This is a genomic window from Micromonospora sp. NPDC050276 (assembly GCF_044459545.1).
Classification (GTDB): Bacteria; Actinomycetota; Actinomycetes; order Mycobacteriales; family Micromonosporaceae; genus Micromonospora.
Genome location: NZ_JBITJA010000006.1, coordinates 209,184 through 230,357 on the forward strand (window position 1 = coordinate 209,184; position 21,174 = coordinate 230,357).

Genomic DNA, 21,174 nt, shown 5'->3' on the forward strand with positions numbered 1-21,174 from the left:
CCGGGCGAGCCTATTCGTCGCAGGGCTGGCCTCATGACCTCCGCCACGTCCGCTGTTCGGGGCGGTACCGGCCAGGCCCCCGGTGACAGACTGGTCGCCGCAGGCAACGAATGGCGTAAGGAGGCGCGGGTGCGCTGGCGCAGTTTTGTCGCGGTCGGGGACAGCTTCACCGAGGGCATGGACGACGCCTACCCGGACGGCACCTACCGGGGCTGGGCCGACCTGGTGGCGACCCGGCTCGCCGCCGAGGCGGGGCCTGAATTCCGGTACGCCAACCTGGCCATCCGGGGCCGGCTCTTTCCCAGCGTGGTAGCCGAGCAGGTGCCCTCCGCAGTGGCGATGAAGCCGGATCTGATCAGCTTCGCGGCCGGTGGCAACGACGTGCTGCGCCGCACCTTCGACCCGGACACGCTGGTCGCCCGCTTCGACGAGGTGGTCCGGCAACTGCGCTCGGGCGGCGCGGACGTGCTCCTGTTCCGATTCGCGGACGTGATGGCCCGACTGCCCGGTCAGCGACTCGTCGCTCCCCGGGTGCAGCTGCTCAACCAGGCGGTCGGTGAGACCGCCGCGCGGCACGGCGCGATCATGGTCGACCTGTACGCCGACGAAACGTTCCTCAACCCGATGCTCTGGAGCACCGACCGGTTGCACCTCTCCCCGGCCGGGCACCGGCGGGTCGCCGGGCAGGTGTTGAACGCCCTCGGGGTCGGTTGCGACGAGGAGTGGTTGATGGTCCCGCCGCATCCGGCGCCGTCGCCGTGGCTGGCCGCTCGAGCCGCCGACCTGCGTTGGGCCGGTCAGCACCTCGCCCCCTGGGTGAAGCGACGGTTGACCGGTCGGTCGTCCGGCGACACGGTGACGGCGAAGCGTCCGCAACTCGGACCGCTCGTCGACTGAGCGTGCTCACCCTGCACACCGCGGCACTGCTGCGCCGCGACGGAGACGGCGAGCCGGTCCCGGCGCACGCCGTGCTGGTCACTGGTGACCGCCTCGATGCCGTCGGCCCGCTGGTCGAGTTGAGTTCGGCGTACCCGGGCGCACGGGTTCGCCGCTGGCCCGGCACGTTGGGGCCGGGTCTGCTGCACGACCGTCCGCTGCCGCCCGCGCCGACCCCGCGCGAGCGGGTGCACGCGCTGCTGCGCACCGGGGTGACGGCGGTGCTGGCGGAACACCTGGCCGACCCGGCGCTGCGGGCCGCTGCCGAGCGGAGCGACCTGCTGGTGCTGGCCACCGCCGTGGCGCCGACGCTACGTCCGGGCGGGCGGGCCGACCTCGCGGTGCACGGCGTCGACGGCACCTGTCTGGTGACCGTGGTCGCCGGTCGGATCGTCCACCGCCGCGCCTGACCGGGGCATACCCCTCCACTTCGGAGCGTGCCGATCGAATCGGGGCCGCCCGATGTCCGCCCGCCCCGATAGCATCCGCTGCCGGACCCCGGAGCAGGCTGGTACGCACACCCTGACCGCCCGTACCGTCCTCGTGGACGGGACGGTGTCCCCGGAACGGGCGTACACCTTCGTGGTGAACGACACCCCCGCGCCGTAACGGCCCAGCGCGTCGACCGGCCCACCATCCCGTGCGGGTGGTGGGCCGGTCCCGTTACAGCGGTCGCGGGCGGCGATCCGGCGTACCTTGGGGATCATGTCTGTGCCGAGTGATCCCGATCCCCGCCTCCAGTCGTACGCGGACCCGCAGCGGCTGGTCACCACCGAGTGGCTGGCCGAGCATCTGGGCGACGAGGGCCTCGTCGTCGTCGAGTCCGACGAGGACGTGCTGCTCTACGAATCCGGTCACATCCCCGGTGCCGTCAAGGTCGACTGGCACCTGGAGCTGAACGACCAGGTGACCCGGGACTACCTGGACGCCAAGAGCTTCGCCGAACTGTGCGCCGCGAAGGGCATCGGCCGGGGCGACACGGTCGTCTTCTACGGCGACAACTTCAACTGGTGGGCCGCGTACGCCCTCTGGGTCTTCTCGCTCTTCGGCCACGCCGACGTGCGACTGCTCGATGGTGGCCGGCAGAAGTGGATCGCCGAGGGGCGCGAGGTGACCCGCGACAAGCCGGCTCGACCGCGCGCCGACTATCCGGTGCCACTGCGTGACGACGCGCCGCTGCGGGCCTTCCGTGAGCAGGTCATGGCGCACGTCGCCGCCGGCCGGCCACTGGTCGACGTCCGGTCGCCGGGTGAGTACACCGGCGAGATGCTGCACATGCCGGACTACCCGCAGGAGGGTGCACTGCGCGGCGGGCACATCCCGGGCGCGGTCAGCAAGCCGTGGAAGTCCGCCGCGAACGAGGACGGCACGTTCAGGTCCGCCGACGAGTTGAAGGCGATCTACGCCGACCAGCTCGGGCTGAGCCCCGACGACGACGTGATCGCGTACTGCCGGATCGGCGAGCGGTCCAGCCACACCTGGTTCGTGCTGCGTCACCTGCTGGGCTACCCGCAGGTGCGCAACTACGACGGCTCGTGGACCGAGTGGGGCAACCTGGTCCGGGCACCCGTGGTCAAGGGCGACCAGCCCGGCGGCCTCGCCGCCTGAGCGCCAGGCCACCGGTCGCTCGTGGTGCGATCGACTCGGGTTTCCTGATGTCGGGCTGTCCCCCTCGCGGGGACACCGCGATATCAATGGAACCCGAGTCGATCGCGTTCGAGACGACGCCGCTCGCGCGGTGGTCAACCCGCGAGTGCGATCACGCCGCGCAGGTCACGAACGATGCCGGTGATCTCGCCGGTCTCCGGGTGCCAGCGGGCCAGGGCGGCCGGCTCCAGTCGGAGTAGCACCGCGCCCCTGTTGTCCCAGCCCAGCACCTCGCAGCAGCCCTTGGCGCGATCCCTGCCCAGGTCGAGCAGGTGGAGCACGGCGCCGGTCCGCGCGTCCAGCACGGCCGCCCCCTCGGCGCCGTCGATCTCGCTGCTGGTGATCCAGGCCGCCCGGGCCAGCCGCTCGCCGTGCAGCCAGCCTCGGCCGTAGAACTCGTTGACCTGGTACGGCGACGGCAGCGCCGAGGCGTTGACCGGCTGTTCGGAGCGGAGTTCGCCTTCCCGGGCGGTCCGACTGCGCAGCTTCAGGCTGGCCCGCTCGCCGTACATGTCGAGCAGCGGGGCCTCGCGGCCGGCGGCCGGGTCGGGAGCGATCAACTCCCAGGTCGACACGTCGATCGTGCTGACCGCCCCGGTGACCCGGTCCACCGCGTACGTCCGGTCGTCGCCCCCGACCAGCACCCGGTCGTGCGCCCACACCACCTGTTCCAGGTAGCCGTCGAGGGGTATCCGGCGGACGGCCGCGGTGGTGAGGTCGACCATGATCAGCTCTTTGGTCTGCGCGAACGCGGCCGACCGGCCGTCCGGCGACAGCACCCCCGGCTTCAGCGCGGCCGCCTCGTTGCCGCCCGCGTCCCGGGTCGGCGCCGGTGTCACCACGTCGAGACTGCGTACCACGCCGTCGTTGCCGAGCACCCGGATCGGGCCGTCCTCGTTTGCCTCCTCGTCCAGCGGCTGGAACAGCGCCAGGGCCCGCTGGACCGGTCGCTCGGAGAGCGGCACGGTGTCCGGCTCCCCGAGCCGGGCCAACGGATCGGGCGGGAAGGTCAGCTCGGTGGGGGGTCGCTGCACCGGACCCGCGTGGGTGGGATCGACGGTCGGGGTCACCGTGGGACCGACCGGCGGGACCGGCGGCGGGTCGGCGGGCGGTCGGAGGGCCGCCACCGTGCCACCGCCGACCAGTGCCACGGCCAGGGCGAGCACTCCGACGGTCCGCCGGGTCCGCCGGGTTCGTCGAGCCCGCTCCCATCCGGCGGTGGCCGGCTGGCTGGGCAGCACGTCCTCGACGCTGACGGTCAGCAGTCGGCGCAGGTCCTGCTCGTTCACGGGTTCACCTCCAGGCCGCTGGCCAGGTCGGCCGAGCCCGGGCTCGGCCGAGTGTCGTGGGCGAGGTCCGGGGCGACCTCGCGGAGTCGGCGCAGCGCCGCGTGGCACTGGCTCTTCACGGTGCCGACGGTCACCCCGAGCGCCTCGGCGGTGGCGACCTCGGTCAGGTCCTCGTAGTAGCGCAACACCAGCACGGCCCGCTGTCGTGGTGGCAGCAGGCCGAGCGCGTCGTGCAGCGTCAGTCGTAGCGCGCCGTCCCGGTCGTGGGCCACCTGCTCCGGCGGCGCGGCGCTGAGCCACTCCCGCCGCCGGCGACGCCACCACGACACCGAGTCGCGGTAGAGGATGGCCCGCACGTACGCGGAGGGGTCGCCGTTCCGGACCGAGTTCCACCGCAGCGCCAGCTTGAGCAGCGCGTCCTGGAGAAGGTCTTCGGCCTGGTGCCGGTTGCCGCAGATCAGGTAGGCGGCGCGGAGCAGCCGGTGTTGGTGGTTCTCCACGAAGGCGAGGTAGCCGTCGCGTCCGTCGTCCCTCGTCGGCGCCATCCGCCCCCCTACCGGCCGTCGTGGCGTGCGCGTCACCTGGCAGACGCACGGGAGGTGGCAAAAGGTTGGGTCAGCTCGGTGGTGTTCCGGTCAGATAGCGCTGCAGGGTCGGCGCGATCCAGGAGACCAGTTCCTCCGGCGTGGTGTCCACCATGGGCGGCAGGCGAACGATGTATCGGGTGAAGGCGAGGCCGAGGATCTGACTGGCCACCAGGCCGGCTCGTCGGGAGGTCATCGCCGGGTCGGCGCCGAACGTGGCCACGGCCGCCGTGAGCTGGTCGGCGAAGATGCCGCGCATCCGCTCGGCCGCGCCGGGATTGGTGCTGGCGGCCCGCAGCAGCGCCACCAGGGTCTCGTCGCCCTCCCAGCGGGAGAGGAAGTGCCGGACCAGCACCTCACCGAGACGCGCTGGCGGCACCGAGGTCAGGTCGGGCAGGCGTAGGTCGAACTCGGCCGCCGCCGCGAAGAGCCCTTCCTTGCTGCCGTAGTAGCGCATGACCATCGACGGGTCGATCTGGGCGTCGGCGGCGATCGCCCGGATCGTGGCGCGCTCGTAGCCGTCCGCCGCGAACCGTTCCCGGGCCGCGCGCAGGATCGCCGCTCTGGTGGCGTCCGAACGGCGGCTTCCGGCCGGGCGGTCGGTTTCAGTCATGTCAACGACCGTATGCCAACGCTTGTTGACACGCAATCAGCCTCCACCTAACGTTGCCAACAAGTGTTTGCCAACAGATGTTGGCAACGGTCGTCTGGAGGTGGACATGCTGCCCACGAGCACCGACGTCCTGGTGGTGGGTGCCGGCCCCACCGGTCTCGCCGCCGCGTTGACGTTGGCCCGCCGCGGGGTCGCGGTGACCGTGCTGGACCGGTTGGCCGCGCCGCCGACGACCTCCCGCGCCGCCGTCGTGCACGCGTACACCCTGGAGGTGCTGGACCGGATCGGCGCTGCGGCGCCGCTGATCGCCCAGGCGGTGCGGACGCCGCGCTTCACCGTGCGCGACCGGGACCGGGTGCTGCTGTCGGTGCCGTTTCACGAGTTGCCGTCCCGCTTCCCCTACGCGCTGTTGGTCTCCCAGGCGGTCACCGAGGCTGTGCTTGCCGCGAAGTTGGCCGACCTCGGCGTTCAGGTGCGACGGCCGTGCCGGCTCACCGGGCTCAGCCGCGCCGGTGACGGCATGCTCGCGCAGGTCGACGGCGAGACACTGCGCGCCCGGTTCGTGGTCGGCGCGGACGGCCTGCACAGCACGGTCCGCGAGTTGGCCGGCATCGGCTTCACCGGCGGCAGCGACGAGGAGTCCTTCGTCCTCGCCGACGTACGGGTGCGCAGCGAGCTGCCCCGCGACGAGGCGGCGCTCTTCCTGGCCCGCTCCGGGCCGCTGGTCTGGGCACCGCTCCCCGGCGGGGTGGTGCGATTGGTCGCCGCCGTGGAGACCGCCCCGGCCGAACCGGACGCCGCCTACCTGCAGGCACTGCTCGACGAGCGCGGCCCGGCGCGACGACCCGATCGGGTGACTGAGGTGCTCTGGGGCTCCCGGTTCCGGGTGCACCACCGGCTCGCCGACACGTTCCGAGCCGGGCCGGTGCTGTTGGCCGGCGACGCCGGGCACGTGCACAGCCCGGCCGGTGGGCAGGGCATGAACCTCGGCATCTGCGACGCGGTCGCGGTTGGCACCGCCGTGGCGGACGTGCTCGACGGCGGCCCGGAGACGCTGCTCGACGACTACACCGCCCGGCAGCGGCCGATGGCCGAGGACGTGCTGAGTTTCGCCGCCGGACTGACCAGGTTGGCGGGCGTCTCCCCGGCCCGGCGGCCGGCCCGCGACGTGCTGCTCCGGCTGCTTGGTGCCGTCCCACCGGCCCGTCGGCGGATCGCGCTGCGCCTGTCCGGGCTGTCCCACCGTGAGCGAACGCCCGGTTAGCCCGCACCGCTGTGGCTCGGCGCACCGGGCGCGACCGGCCGCAGCGTCCGCCACGCGGCGAAGGTGACCAGCGCGAACGTCCCCGCCGCCGCACCCGCCACGGGCACCGTGCCCCACGCCGCGGCGGCCAGCCCGGCGAGCACCGCCCCGAGCGGTGCGGTGACCAGGCCGACCATCCGCTGGGCCGCGCCGACCCGGCCCAGCAACTCGCTCGGCACCTGCCGCTGCCCGTACGACGCCCACAGGCTGTTCCACACCACCGTGCCGGCGGCGAAGACGGCCAACGCGAACCCGCCCGGCACCGGGTGCCGGGCCAACGCGAAGCCGGTCAGCGCCACGGTCTGCACGGCCAGTACCGCGCGCAGCGCCGGCACCGTGCCGAGCCAGGCGGCGAGCCGCCCCGCCCCGAGAGCCCCCACCACGCCCCCGACGATCGCGGCGGCCGCGAACAACCCGTACCCGGCCGGCGGCACCCGCAGTACGTCCAGCGCGTAGAGCACCAGCACCGCCAGGATTCCGCTGATCGCCAGGTTGCTCGCGGCGGTGAGCAGAGTGATCCGCCACAGGGTCCGGTGCGCCCGCAGCCAGCGCAGTCCCTCGACGATCTCGCTCCACACCGAGCCGCGCCGGCTTTCCACGCTCGTGCGGGGTGCCGGGGAGAGGGCCAGCACGAGCAGGGCGGCCGTGGCGAAGGTGACGGCGTCGATCGCGAACGGGAGGGCCGGGGCGGCGGCGAAGAGGACACCCGCGGCGGGTGCCCCGAGGAAACCGCCGGCCACCGCGGAACCCGCCTGGAGTCGACCGTTCGCCCGGGGCAGCGCGTCCGGTGGCACCAGCGCGGGAAGCAGCGCGAACGATGCGGAGTCGAAGAGAGTGCCCAACGCGGCGAGCAGGAAGGCCGCCACCAGCAGCACCAGAACGCTGATCCGGTCGAGCGCGACGACCACGGCCAGGGCCGCGACCACGGCGGCACGTACCCCGTCGACCAGCGCCATCGTCCGGCGACGGTCCCAGCGGTCGGCGTACACGCCGCCGAGCAGTCCGAGGAGCAACGGCGGTAACTGACCCACTACGGTGACCGCCGCGATGATCCGGGGATCGCGGGTCACGGTCGCGGCCAGCAGGACCAGTGCCGGCGTACGCAGCGCGTCTCCGAACCGCGACGAGACGGCAGCGGACCAGAGCAGCCGGAAGTCCCGGCCGAGAGGGGTGGCGGTCATGCCGGTGACCGTGCCGGTTCAACCGGCTCGAGGGTCAAGCCGCCACTGTGCGGAACGACGTTAGCCACCGCTCCAGCGCAGGCAGCTCGCGGTCTACGCTTGCCCGGTGACGGTGGAGCAGCAGGCACGGGGTGCGGCGGGTGCGGGCCGGCGCAGGTCCCGCAAGGACGAGATCCTGGAGATCGCGGTAGGTCTGTTCGCGGCGCGCGGCTACCACGGCGTGTCGATGGACGACATCGGCGCGGCGGCCGGGGTCACCGGCCCAGCGCTCTACCACCACTTTGCCGGCAAGGAGGCGATGCTGGCCGCCGCGTTGATCCCGGTGAGTGAGGGGTTGCTGGCCGGCGGGCGGGAACGCGCCGCCGGGCGCTCGGACGACCCGCGTGGCGTGCTGGAGTCACTGATCGACTTCCACGTCGAGTTCGCGCTGGCCAACCCTGCGGTGATCGCATTGCACCTGCACGAGCTGGATCGCCTGCCCGAGGAGCCGCGACGGCGGATCCGTCGCCTGCAACGGCTCTACGTCGAGGAATGGGTGACCGTACTGACCGCGCTGCACCCGGGCATGCCCGACGGTGAGGCACGGGTGCTCGCGCATGCCGCGTTCGGCCTGATGAACTCGACCCCGTTCCTCGGAGGTGAGGTCGACCGGCGACGTCGGGCCGAGCTGCTGCGCGGCGCGACCCTGGCGGCGCTGCTCGCCTGAGCCGACTCGTCAGAAGCGTGCCGGTCATGATTCCCTGACATCGTCCCACCATCCGGACGCCGGGAGGAAACATGATCGAGTCACTGCTGGTCGCCAATCGGGGCGAGATCGCCCGCCGGATCATCCGTACCGCCAGGCGGCTCGGGATCCGCACGATCGCGGTGCACTCGGAGGCCGACGCCGACCTGCCGTTCGTCGCCGAAGCGGACGAGGCCGTCCTCATCGGCCCACCGAACCCGGCGTTGAGCTACCGCAACACCGAGGCGATCCTCGCCGCCGCCAAGTCCACCGGCGCGCAGGCCATCCACCCCGGGTACGGCTTCCTGTCGGAGAACGCCGAGTTCGCCCGTACCGTCGAGGCGAGCGGCCTGATCTGGGTCGGACCCGACGCGGACGCGATCACCGCGATGGGCGACAAGATCAACGCCCGGAACCTGATGGCGGCGGCCGGTGTTCCGGTCGCGCCCGGCACCACCGACCCGGCCGCCGACCTGGACGCGGCGGTGACGGCCGCCACCGAGATCGGCTATCCGGTGATGGTCAAGGCCGCCGCCGGCGGTGGGGGCATGGGCATGGGCGTGGCCGTCGACGAGGCCGCGCTGCGCACCGAGTACGACAAGGTACGCGCGTTCGCCGAGCGGATGTTCGGCGACGGTTCGGTGTTGATCGAGCGGTACTTCCCCCGGGTGCGGCACGTCGAGGTGCAGATCCTCGGCCTGGCCGACGGCCGGGTGGTGGCACTCGGCGAGCGGGAGTGCTCGGTGCAGCGGCGCAACCAGAAACTGGTCGAGGAGTCTCCGTCGCCGGCGGTCTCGCCAGAGCTGCGGCAGCGTTTCCTGGCCGCGGCGGTGCGCGCCGGCGAGGCTGTGGGTTACCGCAACGCGGGCACGGTGGAGTGCCTGCTGGTCCCGCGTCAGCGGGACTCCGAGGGCGACAGTCCCGGCTCCGAAGACTTCTTCTTCCTGGAGATGAACACCCGGTTGCAGGTGGAGCACCCGGTGACCGAGTACGTCTACGGGATCGACCTGGTCGAGGAGCAGTTGCGGGTGGCGTCCGGGCTGGCGCCGACGTTCGACCCGGACGCGTTGACGCCGAGCGGGCACGCCATCGAGATGCGGATCAACGCGGAGGACCCGAAGCGCTTCCTGCCCGGACCCGGTGTGATCAGGACGTGGGTGGAGCCGACCGGCGAGGGGGTCCGGGTGGACTCCGGCTACACCGAGGGCAACACGGTCACGCCGTTCTACGACAGCCTGCTGGCCAAGCTGATCATCAGTGGCGACACCCGCGCCGAGGTGCTGGAGCGGGCGAAGGAGGCGGTGGCCGCCTTCCAGATCGAGGGCCCGAAGAACAACCTGCCGTTCTTCGCCGAGCTGCTGGAGAACGAGGAGTTCCGCTCCGGCGCGTACGACACCGGCATCGTCTCCCGCATGCGCTGACCTCACCCCTGCCCTTGGTGATCAAGAGGTTTGCGTCAGGATTCCGGCTGCGGATGACGCAAACCCCTTGATCAACAGCGGGGGTGGCATGCTGGGAGGACCCCCTAGCACTGCTTTCGTCACAGTGAGGTGACCCCTTATGGCGGACCTGCCGAGTTTCGTCTCCATCCGTGAGGTTGGGCCGCGGGACGGGTTGCAGAACGAGGACCCGATCCCGACCGACGCCAAGGTGCGGCTGCTCGACGCCCTCTCCGGCACCGGTGTACGCCGGATCGAGGCGGTGTCGTTCGTGCACCCCAAGGCGATCCCGCAGATGGCCGACGCCGACGAGGTGTGGCAGCGGGCGGTGCGGGCCGACGGGGTGCGGTACTCCGCGTTGGTGCCGAACACCCGGGGTGCCCAGCGGGCCCTCGCCGCCGGGTTCACCGAGATCGAGGTGGTGGTCTCGGCCAGCGACACGCACAACCGGCGCAACGTCAACCGATCCACCGACGAGTCGCTGGACGACATCGCCGAGCTGATCGACCTGCTGCACGGCGCCTCGGCGCGGGTCGAAGTGATCGTGGCGACCAGCTTCGGCTGCCCCTACGAGGGGGACATCGACCCGCAGCGGGTGGCCGGCATCGTGGACCGGGTCGTCCGCGACGGTGCCGACCGGGTCGCGTTCGGCGACACCACCGGCATGGGCACCCCACGGCGGGTCCGGGAGTTGCTGACCGCGGTACGCGACCGCAACGCGCACGTGCCGGTCCTGCTGCATTTCCACAACACCCGGGGTACGGCGTTGGCCAACCTGTTGACCGCCCTGGAGTTGGGGGTGACCGAGTTCGACGCCAGCGTCGGTGGCCTGGGCGGCTGCCCGTACGCACCGGGGGCGAGCGGCAACCTGGCCACCGAGGAGGCCGTGCACATGCTGCACGACATGGGCATCGACACCGGCATCGACCTGGCGGCTCTCATCGAGGCTGCCGAGTTGGCCGAGGAGTTGCTCGGCAAGAAGCTGCCGTCGGGTGTGTTGCGGGCGGGCCCGCGTACCCGGCTGACGCCGCTGCCGAGCTGAGGACGCGACGAAGGGGCCACGGTCTGCTTCGCTCGTAGGTCGCCGACAGTCGTGCCGATGCGCTAGCCTAACGATCGTTCAGGTCAGGATGGCGGAGGAGTCGGCGTGACGCTCGACGGTGAGGCACTGGAGCAGCTGCGCAAGCGGGCCCGGTCCGGCGGCGCGGACAAGTACCACGCGGCCAACGCGGCCAAGGGCAAGCTCTTCGCCCGCGAGCGGGTCGCGCTCCTGGTCGACGAGGGCTCGTTCGTCGAGGACGGCCTCTACGCCAACGCGCTCGCCGAGGGGTTGCCCGCCGACGGCGTGGTCACCGGCACCGCCACCATCGACGGCCGACAGGTCTGTCTGATGGCCAACGACTCCACCGTCAAGGCCGGCAGCTGGGGCGCCCGCACCGTCGAGAAGATCATCAGGATCATCGAGCGGGCGTACGGTGCCGGTGTGCCGATGGTCTACCTGGTCGACTCGGCGGGTGCCCGGATCACCGACCAGGTGGATCTCTTCCCCGGCCGGCGTGGCGCCGGCAAGATCTTCTGGAACCAGGTCCGCGCCTCCGGCTCGATCCCGCAGGTCTGCGCGTTGTTCGGCCCGAGCGCCGCCGGTGGGGCGTACATCCCGGCGTTCTGCGACGTGGTGGCCCTGGTCGACGGCAACGCGAGCATGTATCTCGGCTCCGACCGGATGGTCGAGATGGTCACCGGCGAGAAGACCACCCTGGAGGCGATGGGCGGGGCCAAGGTGCACACCGCCGAATCCGGGGTCGGGCACTTCCTCTGCAAGACCGAGGCCGACGCGCTCGACGTCGTGAAGACCTACCTGTCGTACCTGCCGGCGAACTGGACGCAGGCTCCGCCGTCCGCGCCGGCGGTCGCCGCGCCCGCGAAGGCCGACCTGGCCGCGCTGGTGCCGGCCAGCGAGCGGCAGGCGTTCGACATGCGGCGGTACGTCAAGGGCCTGCTCGACGAGGGTTCGTTCTTCGAGATCCAGGCGCTCTGGGCCAAGGAGCTCACCATCGGCTTCGGCCGTCTCGACGGTCAGGTCGTCGGCGTGGTCGGCAACAACTCGATGTTCAAGGGCGGCGTGCTCTTCGTCGACTCGGCCGACAAGGCCACCCGGTTCGTGCAGCTGTGCGACGCGTTCAACGTGCCGTTGTTGTTCCTCAGCGACGTGCCCGGCTTCATGGTCGGCAGCGCGGTGGAGAAGCAGGGCATCATCCGGCACGGCGCCAAGATGATCACCGCCATCTCCGAGGCGACCGTGCCGAAGATCTGCGTGGTGGTCCGCAAGGCGTACGGCGCCGGCCTCTACGCGATGGCTGGCCCCGGGTTCGAGCCTGACGCCACGATCGCGCTGCCGACCGCGAAGATCGCCGTGATGGGCGCCGAGGCCGCCGTGAACGCGGTCTACGCCAACAAGATCGCCGCCATTCCGGACGAGGACGAACGGGCCGCCTTCGTCGCCGCCAAGCGAGCCGAGTACGAGCAGGACATCGACGTCGTCCGGCTCGCCAGTGAGCTGGTGGTGGACGCCATCGTCGAGCCGCACGACCTGCGCACCGAGCTGGTCCGTCGATTCGCGGCGGCACGTACGAAGGATCGGCACTTCTCCCGCCGTCGGCACGGCGTCACCCCGGTCTGATCCCCGACTCGGGCCCCGCACAGCGACCCGCCCCCCGGCGTCACGAGCACCAGGGCGGACCGTCCTTACAGGAGGATGAGATGGACTTCCGGCTCACCGACGAACAAGCGGCGCTGCGCGAGAGCGTGCGGGAATTCGCCCGCGAGGTGGTCGCCCCGGTCATCGCCGAGCACTACGAGCACCACACGTTCCCGTACGAGGTGATCCGGCAGATGGGCAAGATGGGCCTGTTCGGCCTGCCCTTCGGCGAGGAGCACGGCGGGATGGGTGGCGACTACTTCGCGCTCTGCCTGGCCCTGGAGGAGTTGGCCCGGGTCGACTCCAGCGTGGCCATCACGCTGGAGGCGGCGGTCTCGCTCGGCGCGATGCCGATCTACCGCTTCGGCACCGAGGAGCAGAAAGCGACCTGGCTGCCCCGGCTGCTCAGCGGCGAGGCGCTGGCCGGCTTCGGTCTCACCGAGCCGGGCACCGGCTCCGACGCGGCCGGCACCCAGACGCGGGCGGTGCTGGACGGCGACGAGTGGGTGATCAACGGGTCGAAGGCGTTCATCACCAACTCGGGCACCGACATCACCGCCATGGTCACGGTCACCGCGGTGACCGGCACGAACCCGGACGGCTCCAAGGAGCTGTCGACGATCATCGTGCCGACCGGCACGCCCGGCTTCACCGTGGCGCCCGGCTACTCCAAGGTGGGGTGGACCGCTTCGGACACCCACGAGTTGACGTTCGACGACTGCCGGGTGCCGGCGGCCAACCTCCTCGGTGCGCGCGGCCGGGGGTTCGCCCAGTTCCTGCGGATCCTCGACGAGGGCCGGATCGCCATCGCCGCGCTGGCCGTCGGCCTCGCCCAGGGCTGTGTCGACGAGTCGATCAAGTACGCGAAGGAGCGGTACGCCTTCGGTCAGCCGATCGGCGCCAACCAGGCCATCCAGTTCAAGATCGCAGACATGGAGCTGAAGGCGCACACCGCTCGCTTGGCCTACTACGACGCCGCCGCGCGGATGCTGGCCGGTGAGCCGTTCAAGCGACAGGCCGCCATCGCCAAACTGCACGCCAGCACGATCGCGGTGGACAACGCCCGGGAGGCGACCCAGATCCACGGCGGGTACGGCTTCATGAACGAGTACCCGGTGGCCCGGTTCTGGCGGGACTCCAAGATCCTGGAGATCGGCGAGGGCACCAGCGAGGTGCAGCGGATGATCATCGCCCGGGATCTGGGTCTCTGAGCGGTCCCGCCGACCCGGTCAACCAGCCGTCCCGGACGCGCTGTCCGTACGGCTGTCGGATATTGGCGAGCCGGCGTCAGTAGCCCGACGTTCGACTGCCGACGGTCGGAGTCGATCCGTACTCTTCGTGCCCATGACTCCGGATCATCACCGGTCGCGGAGCCCGGCTGTTCGTACCACCTTGCCGGAGCTGCTCCGTGGGCATCGACGCGCCGCCGGCCTGACCCAGGCCGAGTTGGCGTCCCGGGCCGGGGTGGGTGTGCGGACGGTGCGTGACCTGGAGCGTGGCCGGGCCATCCGGCCACAGCGCACCACCGTCGAGTTGCTGGCTGCGGCGTTGGAGCTGAGCGGCACCGGCCGGGCCGCGTTCCTGTCCGCGGCCCGCGGCGCCGAACCGACCGCGCCGGACGCCACCTCGACCCCGTTGGCGGTCAGCGGCAGCAGCACGTCGACCGCCGCACCGGTCGCGCTCCCGCCTCCGGTCGCGCTGATCGGCCGGGAGCGCGACCTCACCGAGTTGGCCGGAATGCTCACGGCCGAGCGAGGGCCCCAGCTGGTGAGCCTCGTCGGGTTGGCCGGCGTGGGCAAGACCGCGCTGGCGACGTCGGTGGCGCACCTGGTGGCCGCCGCCCATCCGGCCGGCGTGGCCGGGGTGCTGGTCGGCGAGGGCTCCGACGGTCCGGACGTGCTCGCCGCCTCGATGTCCGTGCTCGGCGCGGCACGGCTCTCCGAGCTCGTGGCCCTGCTCGCCGGACGACCGGCGCTGCTGGTGATGGACGCGGTGGAGCGCGCCCCGGGCCCGGTGGCGGCGACCCTGCATCGGCTGATCGGCGCCCTGCCCTCGCTGCGGGTGCTGGTCACCGGGCGGCATCCGGTCGGGTTGCCCGCTGAGCGGGTCTGGCCAGTGGCGCCACTCGACGTGCCACCACTGGACGCCGAGCACTCCGGACTCGAATCATGGCCGGCGGTCGCGCTGTTCACTGCCCGCCTCGCTCAGGTCCGCCGGGAGCCGCCCACCCCCGCTGAACTGCCGGCGCTGGCCGCGTTGGTTCGGCGGTTGGGTGGGCTGCCGTTGGCCATCGAGCTGATGGCCGCCCGGGGTCGACTCCTCGACCTCACCGAACTGCTCGATCGGTACGGCGACCGGGTGCTCGACCTCGCCACTCCCGCCGACCCGTCGGCCCACCCGGGTTGGGACACACCGGAGGCGCTGACCCGCCGGGCGAGCGAACCCGACACCGGTGCGGCGGTCGCGGTCACCCTGCGGGACGCGGTGGCGTTCAGCTACCGACTGTTGGCACCGGACGAGCGGGCCGCGCTGCGCCAGCTGGCCGTCTTCGGTAACCGCTGGTCGGTGGAGTTGGCCGAGGAGATGCTGGCCGACGAGGCCGACCGGGACGGCACGGTGGCGATCGACCCGGTCCCGCTGTTGGATCGCTTCGTCGAGCTGGGGCTGCTGAGCGTACGGGGAACCGGGTCGTTCCGGTTCCGGCTGCTGGACGCGGTCCGTGACTTCGCGGTCGAGCAGGCGGCCGGTGGGGGTGAGCTGACCGGCATCCGGCGTCGACACGCGGAGGTCATCGCGCGCCTGGTGGCACGGATCGCGACCGACCTGGTCGGCCCACGGGTGCCGGACGCGGTGCACCGGCTGGACGAGATGAGCAGTGACATCAGCTCGTCGCTGTCCCATGCGGCCACTGATGACCCGTTGACCGCGCTGCGGCTGGCGGCCTGCCTGACCCGCTGGTGGCGGTTCCGCGGGCGCGACGTCGTCGGGCGGCAGTGGCTGCGGCGGCTGCTGGCGGACCCGCGGACGGCCGACGCCGATCCCCTCCTGCGTGGCTGGGCCGCACTCGGGGTCGCCCGGCTCGCGGCCGAACACGGCGCGGGCGTCGAGGAGTTGTCGACGGCACGTGCGGCGTTGGACACCTTCCAGCAGGCCGGCGATGTCACCGGGGAGTTGGAGGCGCGCAACGTGCTCGGCACTTTGTTGATCTCCGTTGGGCGGCAGGACGAAGCCCGCGAGCAGGCAGAGGCGCTACTGCGACTGGCCGCCCGCAACGGTCGGACGCGGGATCTGGCGGTGGCCCAGAACAGCCTCGCCTGGCACGAGATCCGAGCGGGGGACCTGGCTGCGGCCCGCCGCCGGCTCGCTGCCGTGGACCGACTCGCCGCCGAGAGTGGCGAGCAGCGACTACGGGTGTTGGGCTGGGCCAATCGGGCCGAGGTCGCCCGCCTGGAGGGCTGGTACGCGGACGCCATCGATCGTGGTCGCAGGGCGATCGCGGCGCTGTCCGAGCTAGGCGATCCCGGGCGCCGTCGGCGGGTGCTCGGGACCGTCGGGTTGGCGCTCGCCCAGGACGGGCGGGTAACGGAGGCGACCGAGGTGTTGACCGAGTTGCGCGCCGGGCGCATGGAGGCCGTGACGACGCGGCCGACCGTGCCGCGACCGCGCTCGGACGACGCGGCGCTGGCCTGGGGTGGGCCGGAGGCTGGGCTCTGTGCGTTGATCGAGGGAAATCTGGCGCTGCACCGGGGTGACCGGGAGTTGGCTGCCGAGTGGTTCGCCGCCGCCGCTGATGCCAGCCAGGATCGCCGAGACGTGGTGGAGGCGCTGGTGGGACTGGCCGCGAGCACTGCGGATCCGGCGGTGCTCGATCGGCTGGACCGGGTCTGTGCGGAGAGCGGCATCCGGCTGTTGCCGCAGGAGTCGGGACTGCTCTATGCGCTGACCGCGGCTCGGGGCGGGCCGGCGGTTCACTAGCCGCGACGGTGCCCGGCGTGGGCCGAGGACCAGCACGACGGGAGAGTGGCGCGGGCGAAGAGCCCCCTTGGTGCTACCCCTCGCTGATCGCCCGCGCCGTCACCCCCCGGTGATCCCCGGTGCACGAAGCCTGCCACCGCGGCGCTGGCGGAAAGTCGGCTTGGACCGAATCCTCCAGCTTGGCGGGGTCAGTTCTGCCGGTCTTTCTGCCGGTGCCGCCGGTCGGTGATGCGTACGCCTCAGGCTCGCCCGGTGCCGCTGTCGGTAGCGGCGATCTGCTCCGGGCTGACGTCGTCGCTGCCGGCGGTGGCGCACGGATGCGCAGCGTCGCGAACCCGGCGCAATCCGTCGAGGAGGGCGGCCAGTGCCTCGGGGTCGAGTTGCCCGGTGAACCACTGCTCAATCATCTGCAGGTGCCCGGGTAGCGTCTCGTTCAGCCGTTGCATGCCGGCGGCGGTGACCACCGCGTACGAGCTGCGTCGATCGTTCGGACAGGCCCGGCGGGTGAGCAGCCCGTCACGCTCCATCCGGTCCACCACGCGCGTCACGCCGCTGGTCGACAGGGAAGTCTGCGCGGCGAGGTCGGTCATGCGTAGTTGGTTGCCCGGCGAGCGGGCCAGTCGCGTGATGACCTCGAACTCGACCGCAGAGAGGCCGTGCTCCTCGAGTTGAGCGGTGAACCGGGCGGACAGCCCGGCGTGTGCCTCGAAGAGCAGGCCGACGGCGGTGATCCGGGGATCGTCGAAGACGTTGGTCACCCGTTCATCATACCAGTGCTTGACACGGGGAATGTTGCTGAAGTTATAGTTGTTGCGGCAGTCGTTGGGCTATTAAACAATCCCCCTGGAGGGCAGCAGCATGACCAGCAGCATCGACACGGTTACCCGCGACTGGGACGGCCTCACCATTCCGACGGCCGGCACCTACGCGCTCGACGTGGCGCACAAGCGGGTCGGCTTCGTTGCCCGGCACATGATGGTGAGCAAGGTTCGCGGTGAGTTCAACGAGGCGACCGCCACCATCACCGTTGCCGAGGACCCGCTGCAGTCGTCGGTCGTCGCCACCATTCAGGCCGCCAGCGTCGACACCACCCAGGCCGACCGGGACGCGCACCTGCGCAGCCCCGAGTTCCTGGACGCCGAGAAGTTCCCGACGCTGGAGTTTCGCAGCACCGGGGTCAAGTCCCGTCGCGGCAACGAGTTCGTGCTCGCCGGTGAGCTGACCATCAAGGATGTCACCCGGCCGGTCGAGCTGGAGGTGGAGTTCGAGGGTGTCGGCCGCAGCCCGTTCGGTCAGGACATTTTCGGCTTCTCCGCGAGCACGGAGATCGACCGTGAGGAGTTCGGCCTGACCTGGAACGTCGCCCTGGAGACCGGGGGCGTGCTGGTCAGCCGCAAGATCAAGATCGAGATCGAGGGTGAGGCCGTCCGTCAGGCCTGATCCCCGGTGATCGCCGGAGGGCCAGGGGGGATCCTCCCGGTGATCCTGAACGCAGGGCCCGCGCCGTATGTCGGCGCGGGCCCTGCGTCGTCTCCGCCCGTGGTAATTGTCACGAGTTGTTCGCACCGCCACCGGGTCCAGTCGGCCGGCCACGGGGTACAGATGGCGCCACGAGCGCGCCCGCTCCGGTCGATGTCGGATCACCGACGTCGGCCTCTGGCCCCGGTCAGGTGGGCGCTCTTACCGTGGATGCTTCACAATGCGCTTTCCGGGACGGCAAAATCCCGACCGCGCCGGCCGTCGGGAGGACACATGGGCAGGGACGTCTCAGAGGGCGCCTTCACCCGGGATGATCGCGTCCGCTATCGGCAGAAGGTGCGGCGGTGCCTGGACGTCTTCGCCCTGATGCTTGACGACTTCGGGTTCGACGCCGACCGGCCGATGACCGGCTTGGAAATCGAGCTCAACCTGGTCGACTCGGCGGCCGAGCCGGCGATGCGCAACGAGGAGATCCTCGCCGACATCGCGGACCCCCTCTTCCAGACCGAGTTGGGCCAGTTCAACCTGGAACTCAACGCCGAACCCCGACTGATCGAGGGCACCGGCTTCGCCGACTACGAGCACGACCTGCGCGGCAGCCTCTCCCGAGCCGACGAGCGCGCAGCCAGGTCCGACGCGAAGATCGTCCTGGTCGGCATCCTGCCCACCCTCACCGAGGGGCACCTGGTCGAGGACAACCTCTCCACAAACGAGCGTTACCGGGTGCTCAACGACCAGATCGTCGGCGCCCGGGGCGAGGACATCGAGCTGGACATCCGCGGCGTCGAGCAGTTGCGGACGCATACCGACTCGATCGCCCCCGAGGCCGCCTGCACGAGCCTCCAGTTCCACCTTCAGGTCGCCCCGGACAGCTTCGCCGACTACTGGAACGCGTCCCAGGCCATCGCCGGCGTGCAGGTGGCGACCGGGGCGAACAGCCCCTTCCTGTACGGCCGCCAACTGTGGGCCGAAACGCGGATCGCCCTGTTCCAGCAGGCCACCGACACTCGCCCGGACGAACTCAAGGCCCAGGGCGTACGGCCGCGGGTGTGGTTCGGCGAACGGTGGATCACCTCAATCTTCGACCTGTTCGAGGAGAACGTCCGGTACTTCCCGCCGCTGCTGCCGATCTGCGAGGACGAGGACCCGGTGGAGGTGCTGCACGCCGGCGGTGTGCCAAAGCTCGGGGAGCTGCGGCTGCACAACGGCACGGTCTACCGGTGGAACCGCCCGGTCTACGACATCATGAACGGCCGCCCGCATCTGCGGGTGGAGAACCGGGTGCTGCCGGCCGGTCCGACCGTGGTGGACATGCTGGCCAACGCGGCCTTCTACTTCGGGCTGGTACGCGGCCTGGCCGAAGCCGACCGTCCGATCTGGAGTCAACTCACCTTCAGCTCGGCCGAGGAGAATTTCCACGCCGCCGCCCGACGTGGCCTCGACGCCGTACTGCACTGGCCCGGGCTCGGCGACGTGCCGGTCACCAAGCTGGTCCTGGACCAGTTGCTGCCCACCGCGGCTGCCGGTCTGGACGGGTTCGGTGTCGCCTCGGCGCAGCGGGACCGGCTGCTCGGCATCATCGAGCAGCGCTGCCGTACCGGCCGCAACGGTGCCGCCTGGCAGACCGAGGCGGTCTGGGCGGCGGAGCGACACCACGGCATGGACCGGACGGCCGCGCTGCACCACATGGTCCAGCGCTACACCGAACTCCAACACACCAACGAACCCGTCCACACCTGGCCAGTCCCCTAATGCCCCAACCCCACCCCACCCCACCCCCCGGCGAGCTCCCGTTGATCATGAAGTTATTGCCACGACACCCTGGTCGCGATGGCAATAACTTCATGATCAACGGGGTGGGGGGGGTCCGGCCCGACCGGCCGGGATTAGTCGGTGGGGGTGGGGTCGGGGGCGCGGCGGGCGGCGCGGGTGGGGCGGGTGGGCTGGGTCGGGTTTTCTGTTGGTGCCGACTCGGGGGGACGGGTCGGGACCGGGAGGTCGGGGTTCGTGCGGGGCGCCGGTACCTGCGGTGCGGCGGTCGTCTCGGCGGCCGGTGCGCCGGTTCCGGGTGCCGGCGGTGAGGTGTAGGCCCTTCTGCGCCGTGCTGTGGTTCCGGCCGTCGAGCGGGAGACCGGCGGGACGGGATCGGCCTCGGCGACCGGCGTCGGGTCGACCGGCGTCGGGTCGACCGGCGTCGGGTCGACCGGGGTGTCCCGAGCAACCGCAATTTGCTCGGCCGTGCGGCTCTGTCCGGCAACGTGGTTCCGCTCGGCTCGCTCGCCGAGGAGGGCGGCCAGCACCGAGCCACCGATGCCGGCGATCACCGCGTACGGGGCGATCAACTGGGTGGAGAGCTGCGCGGGGCCGAGCGTCGACCACTGCGGCAGGGTGGTCAGGTAGGCGAGCGCGACCAGCACCGGGCCCGCCGCGCCGGAGGCCGCCGCACCCACCCGGTGCCCGCCCGAGCGGGCGGACCGCCGGGCGGCCACCACGCCGATCAGCAGCGCGGGCACCAGTGCCAGCAGCGCACCGGGCCAGTAGAGCTGGTCCCCGATCCAGTACCGGGGATGGTCCGGGTCGAACTGCCACGTGCCGAGCTGCGCGCCGGTCAGCCCTCGTCCGACGCGTACCCCGTCGATCACCGAGACCACCGCGAGCAGCCAGAGCCAGGCGGCCGTCGCGGTCACGTTGACCGCGGCGGCTCGGGAGCGAAGCGCCCAGATCGCGACGAGGACGCCGATCAGAATGCCCAGCACCGCCTGGATGGCGGCCGTCCGTTGCGGCGCGCCGGTGTCGGCGCCGGTCGCGACCCGCGCGGGTACGGCGATCAGCAGCACCGTGACCAGCCCGCCGACCCCGGCACCGAGCGCCAGGGCGACCCGCCGCAGTAGGCCGTCGGGTGCCGGCGGCTCGGCTGTCGGCGGCGGTGGGCTCGCCACCTCCGGCCGATCGGTGCCGGCGGTCGGTGGACGCCCGTCAACCGGGGCCTTGCTCTCCGGTGCCGTCGCGGGCTCCGGGGAGTCCGCCGCCTTCGTCGGCTCGGCCTTCGCCGGGGCGTTCCGTTGGTGGAGCCGCTGCGCGCAGACCGCGCCGAGGACGGTCGAGCTGGCCGCGAGCCAGGTGGCCCAGGCGAGGCCGTCCGCCCAGGCCGTGTCGGTCGCCCCGGCATCGGTGGGCGTCCAGGTGATGACGCCGAGCCCGTAACCGAAGCCCAGTTGTGCGGCACCCGCGCCGGCAGCGACCCCGATCGCCGTCGCGATCGACACTCCCCAGCCCTGTCTGGCCATGCCGGGCAGCGTAACGTCC

Annotated in this window: 19 protein-coding genes; 13 read left to right on the top strand and 6 right to left on the bottom strand. The window is 71.7% G+C overall.

The window, feature by feature from the left end; translation table 11 throughout:
* The first annotated feature begins 129 nt into the window (after positions 1-129).
* The 4 genes from ACIBF8_RS15010 to ACIBF8_RS15025 all read left to right on the top strand — a co-directional run bounded on the left by ACIBF8_RS15010 (position 130) and on the right by ACIBF8_RS15025 (position 2,544).
* Positions 130-897: an SGNH/GDSL hydrolase family protein gene (locus ACIBF8_RS15010; protein ID WP_396783380.1), complete on the top strand. Its 768-nt coding sequence runs from the start codon at positions 130-132 to the stop codon at positions 895-897.
* A gap of 2 nt (positions 898-899) precedes the next feature.
* Positions 900-1,346: a hypothetical protein gene (locus ACIBF8_RS15015; RefSeq protein ID WP_396783382.1), complete on the top strand. Its 447-nt coding sequence runs from the start codon at positions 900-902 to the stop codon at positions 1,344-1,346.
* Positions 1,347-1,398: 52 nt separating this feature from the next.
* On the top strand, positions 1,399-1,545 hold the full coding sequence (locus ACIBF8_RS15020) for a hypothetical protein (protein WP_396783384.1): 147 nt from the start codon (positions 1,399-1,401) through the stop codon (positions 1,543-1,545).
* Between the two features lie 96 nt (positions 1,546-1,641).
* Complete coding sequence (locus ACIBF8_RS15025) at positions 1,642-2,544, top strand: sulfurtransferase (protein ID WP_396783385.1); 903 nt, start codon at positions 1,642-1,644, stop codon at positions 2,542-2,544.
* A gap of 134 nt (positions 2,545-2,678) precedes the next feature.
* Here ACIBF8_RS15025 and ACIBF8_RS15030 read toward each other — a convergent pair whose 3' ends face one another.
* From ACIBF8_RS15030 to ACIBF8_RS15040, 3 genes are all read right to left on the bottom strand, one after another.
* Entirely contained in the window at positions 2,679-3,872 is a 1,194-nt protein-coding gene (locus tag ACIBF8_RS15030; RefSeq protein ID WP_396783386.1) for a hypothetical protein, read from the bottom strand.
* Positions 3,869-4,417 (bottom strand): SigE family RNA polymerase sigma factor, encoded by a 549-nt coding sequence (locus tag ACIBF8_RS15035; protein ID WP_396783387.1) that lies wholly within the window; start codon positions 4,415-4,417, stop codon positions 3,869-3,871. Before ACIBF8_RS15035 ends, ACIBF8_RS15030 begins: the two co-directional genes overlap by 4 nt.
* Before the next feature lie 70 nt (positions 4,418-4,487).
* A complete protein-coding gene (locus ACIBF8_RS15040) occupies positions 4,488-5,069 on the bottom strand; it encodes a TetR family transcriptional regulator (RefSeq protein ID WP_396783389.1) in 582 nt (193 codons plus the stop codon).
* 106 nt (positions 5,070-5,175) lie between these two features.
* Here ACIBF8_RS15040 and ACIBF8_RS15045 point away from each other — a divergent pair, with 106 nt between their 5' ends.
* On the top strand, positions 5,176-6,333 hold the full coding sequence (locus ACIBF8_RS15045) for an FAD-dependent oxidoreductase (protein ID WP_396783391.1): 1,158 nt from the start codon (positions 5,176-5,178) through the stop codon (positions 6,331-6,333).
* Here the strand turns inward: ACIBF8_RS15045 and ACIBF8_RS15050 are convergent.
* Positions 6,330-7,553, bottom strand: a complete 1,224-nt coding sequence (locus ACIBF8_RS15050; protein ID WP_396783393.1) for an MFS transporter — start codon at positions 7,551-7,553, stop codon at positions 6,330-6,332. The genes ACIBF8_RS15045 and ACIBF8_RS15050 overlap by 4 nt on opposite strands.
* A 106-nt stretch (positions 7,554-7,659) precedes the next feature.
* Here ACIBF8_RS15050 and ACIBF8_RS15055 point away from each other — a divergent pair, with 106 nt between their 5' ends.
* The 6 genes from ACIBF8_RS15055 to ACIBF8_RS15080 all read left to right on the top strand — a co-directional run bounded on the left by ACIBF8_RS15055 (position 7,660) and on the right by ACIBF8_RS15080 (position 16,389).
* On the top strand, positions 7,660-8,259 hold the full coding sequence (locus ACIBF8_RS15055; RefSeq protein ID WP_030331931.1) for a TetR/AcrR family transcriptional regulator: 600 nt from the start codon (positions 7,660-7,662) through the stop codon (positions 8,257-8,259).
* A gap of 71 nt (positions 8,260-8,330) precedes the next feature.
* The gene (locus tag ACIBF8_RS15060) at positions 8,331-9,698 is read left to right on the top strand and encodes an acetyl/propionyl/methylcrotonyl-CoA carboxylase subunit alpha (protein ID WP_396783395.1); all 1,368 of its coding nucleotides are present in this window, start codon (positions 8,331-8,333) and stop codon (positions 9,696-9,698) included.
* 139 nt (positions 9,699-9,837) lie between these two features.
* Positions 9,838-10,758, top strand: a complete 921-nt coding sequence (locus tag ACIBF8_RS15065) for a hydroxymethylglutaryl-CoA lyase (protein ID WP_396783396.1) — start codon at positions 9,838-9,840, stop codon at positions 10,756-10,758.
* 105 nt (positions 10,759-10,863) lie between these two features.
* Entirely contained in the window at positions 10,864-12,396 is a 1,533-nt protein-coding gene (locus ACIBF8_RS15070; protein ID WP_396783397.1) for an acyl-CoA carboxylase subunit beta, read from the top strand.
* An 80-nt stretch (positions 12,397-12,476) separates the two neighbouring features.
* Positions 12,477-13,625 (top strand): acyl-CoA dehydrogenase family protein, encoded by a 1,149-nt coding sequence (locus ACIBF8_RS15075; protein WP_396783399.1) that lies wholly within the window; start codon positions 12,477-12,479, stop codon positions 13,623-13,625.
* Between the two features lie 133 nt (positions 13,626-13,758).
* On the top strand, positions 13,759-16,389 hold the full coding sequence (locus tag ACIBF8_RS15080) for an ATP-binding protein (RefSeq protein WP_396783400.1): 2,631 nt from the start codon (positions 13,759-13,761) through the stop codon (positions 16,387-16,389).
* A 239-nt stretch (positions 16,390-16,628) separates the two neighbouring features.
* On the opposite strand, the gene ACIBF8_RS15085 is transcribed toward ACIBF8_RS15080, so the two are convergent.
* Positions 16,629-17,147 (bottom strand): MarR family winged helix-turn-helix transcriptional regulator, encoded by a 519-nt coding sequence (locus ACIBF8_RS15085; RefSeq protein ID WP_396783402.1) that lies wholly within the window; start codon positions 17,145-17,147, stop codon positions 16,629-16,631.
* Positions 17,148-17,247: 100 nt separating this feature from the next.
* Between ACIBF8_RS15085 and ACIBF8_RS15090 the strand changes: the two genes are divergently transcribed.
* A complete protein-coding gene (locus ACIBF8_RS15090; RefSeq protein ID WP_396783404.1) occupies positions 17,248-17,829 on the top strand; it encodes a YceI family protein in 582 nt (193 codons plus the stop codon).
* A 312-nt stretch (positions 17,830-18,141) separates the two neighbouring features.
* On the top strand, positions 18,142-19,620 hold the full coding sequence (locus ACIBF8_RS15095) for a glutamate--cysteine ligase (protein ID WP_396783406.1): 1,479 nt from the start codon (positions 18,142-18,144) through the stop codon (positions 19,618-19,620).
* A gap of 134 nt (positions 19,621-19,754) precedes the next feature.
* On the opposite strand, the gene ACIBF8_RS15100 is transcribed toward ACIBF8_RS15095, so the two are convergent.
* Positions 19,755-21,155, bottom strand: coding sequence for a hypothetical protein (locus ACIBF8_RS15100; protein ID WP_396783408.1), 1,401 nt, complete (start codon positions 21,153-21,155; stop codon positions 19,755-19,757).
* Between the last annotated feature and the right edge of the window lie 19 nt (positions 21,156-21,174).

Excerpts from the sequence above, each read along its gene's own strand:
- ACIBF8_RS15100 (WP_396783408.1), bottom strand. The coding sequence starts at position 21,155 with ATGGCCAGACAGGGCTGGGGAGTGTCGATCGCGACGGCGATCGGGGTC.
- ACIBF8_RS15035 (WP_396783387.1), bottom strand. The coding sequence starts at position 4,417 with ATGGCGCCGACGAGGGACGACGGACGCGACGGCTACCTCGCCTTCGTG.
- ACIBF8_RS15065 (WP_396783396.1), top strand. The coding sequence starts at position 9,838 with ATGGCGGACCTGCCGAGTTTCGTCTCCATCCGTGAGGTTGGGCCGCGG.
- ACIBF8_RS15080 (WP_396783400.1), top strand. The coding sequence starts at position 13,759 with ATGACTCCGGATCATCACCGGTCGCGGAGCCCGGCTGTTCGTACCACC.
- ACIBF8_RS15045 (WP_396783391.1), top strand. The coding sequence starts at position 5,176 with ATGCTGCCCACGAGCACCGACGTCCTGGTGGTGGGTGCCGGCCCCACC.
- ACIBF8_RS15020 (WP_396783384.1), top strand. The coding sequence starts at position 1,399 with ATGTCCGCCCGCCCCGATAGCATCCGCTGCCGGACCCCGGAGCAGGCT.
- ACIBF8_RS15060 (WP_396783395.1), top strand. The coding sequence starts at position 8,331 with ATGATCGAGTCACTGCTGGTCGCCAATCGGGGCGAGATCGCCCGCCGG.
- ACIBF8_RS15075 (WP_396783399.1), top strand. The coding sequence starts at position 12,477 with ATGGACTTCCGGCTCACCGACGAACAAGCGGCGCTGCGCGAGAGCGTG.
- ACIBF8_RS15095 (WP_396783406.1), top strand. The coding sequence starts at position 18,142 with ATGGGCAGGGACGTCTCAGAGGGCGCCTTCACCCGGGATGATCGCGTC.
- ACIBF8_RS15050 (WP_396783393.1), bottom strand. The coding sequence starts at position 7,553 with ATGACCGCCACCCCTCTCGGCCGGGACTTCCGGCTGCTCTGGTCCGCT.
- ACIBF8_RS15025 (WP_396783385.1), top strand. The coding sequence starts at position 1,642 with ATGTCTGTGCCGAGTGATCCCGATCCCCGCCTCCAGTCGTACGCGGAC.
- ACIBF8_RS15090 (WP_396783404.1), top strand. The coding sequence starts at position 17,248 with ATGACCAGCAGCATCGACACGGTTACCCGCGACTGGGACGGCCTCACC.
- ACIBF8_RS15040 (WP_396783389.1), bottom strand. The coding sequence starts at position 5,069 with ATGACTGAAACCGACCGCCCGGCCGGAAGCCGCCGTTCGGACGCCACC.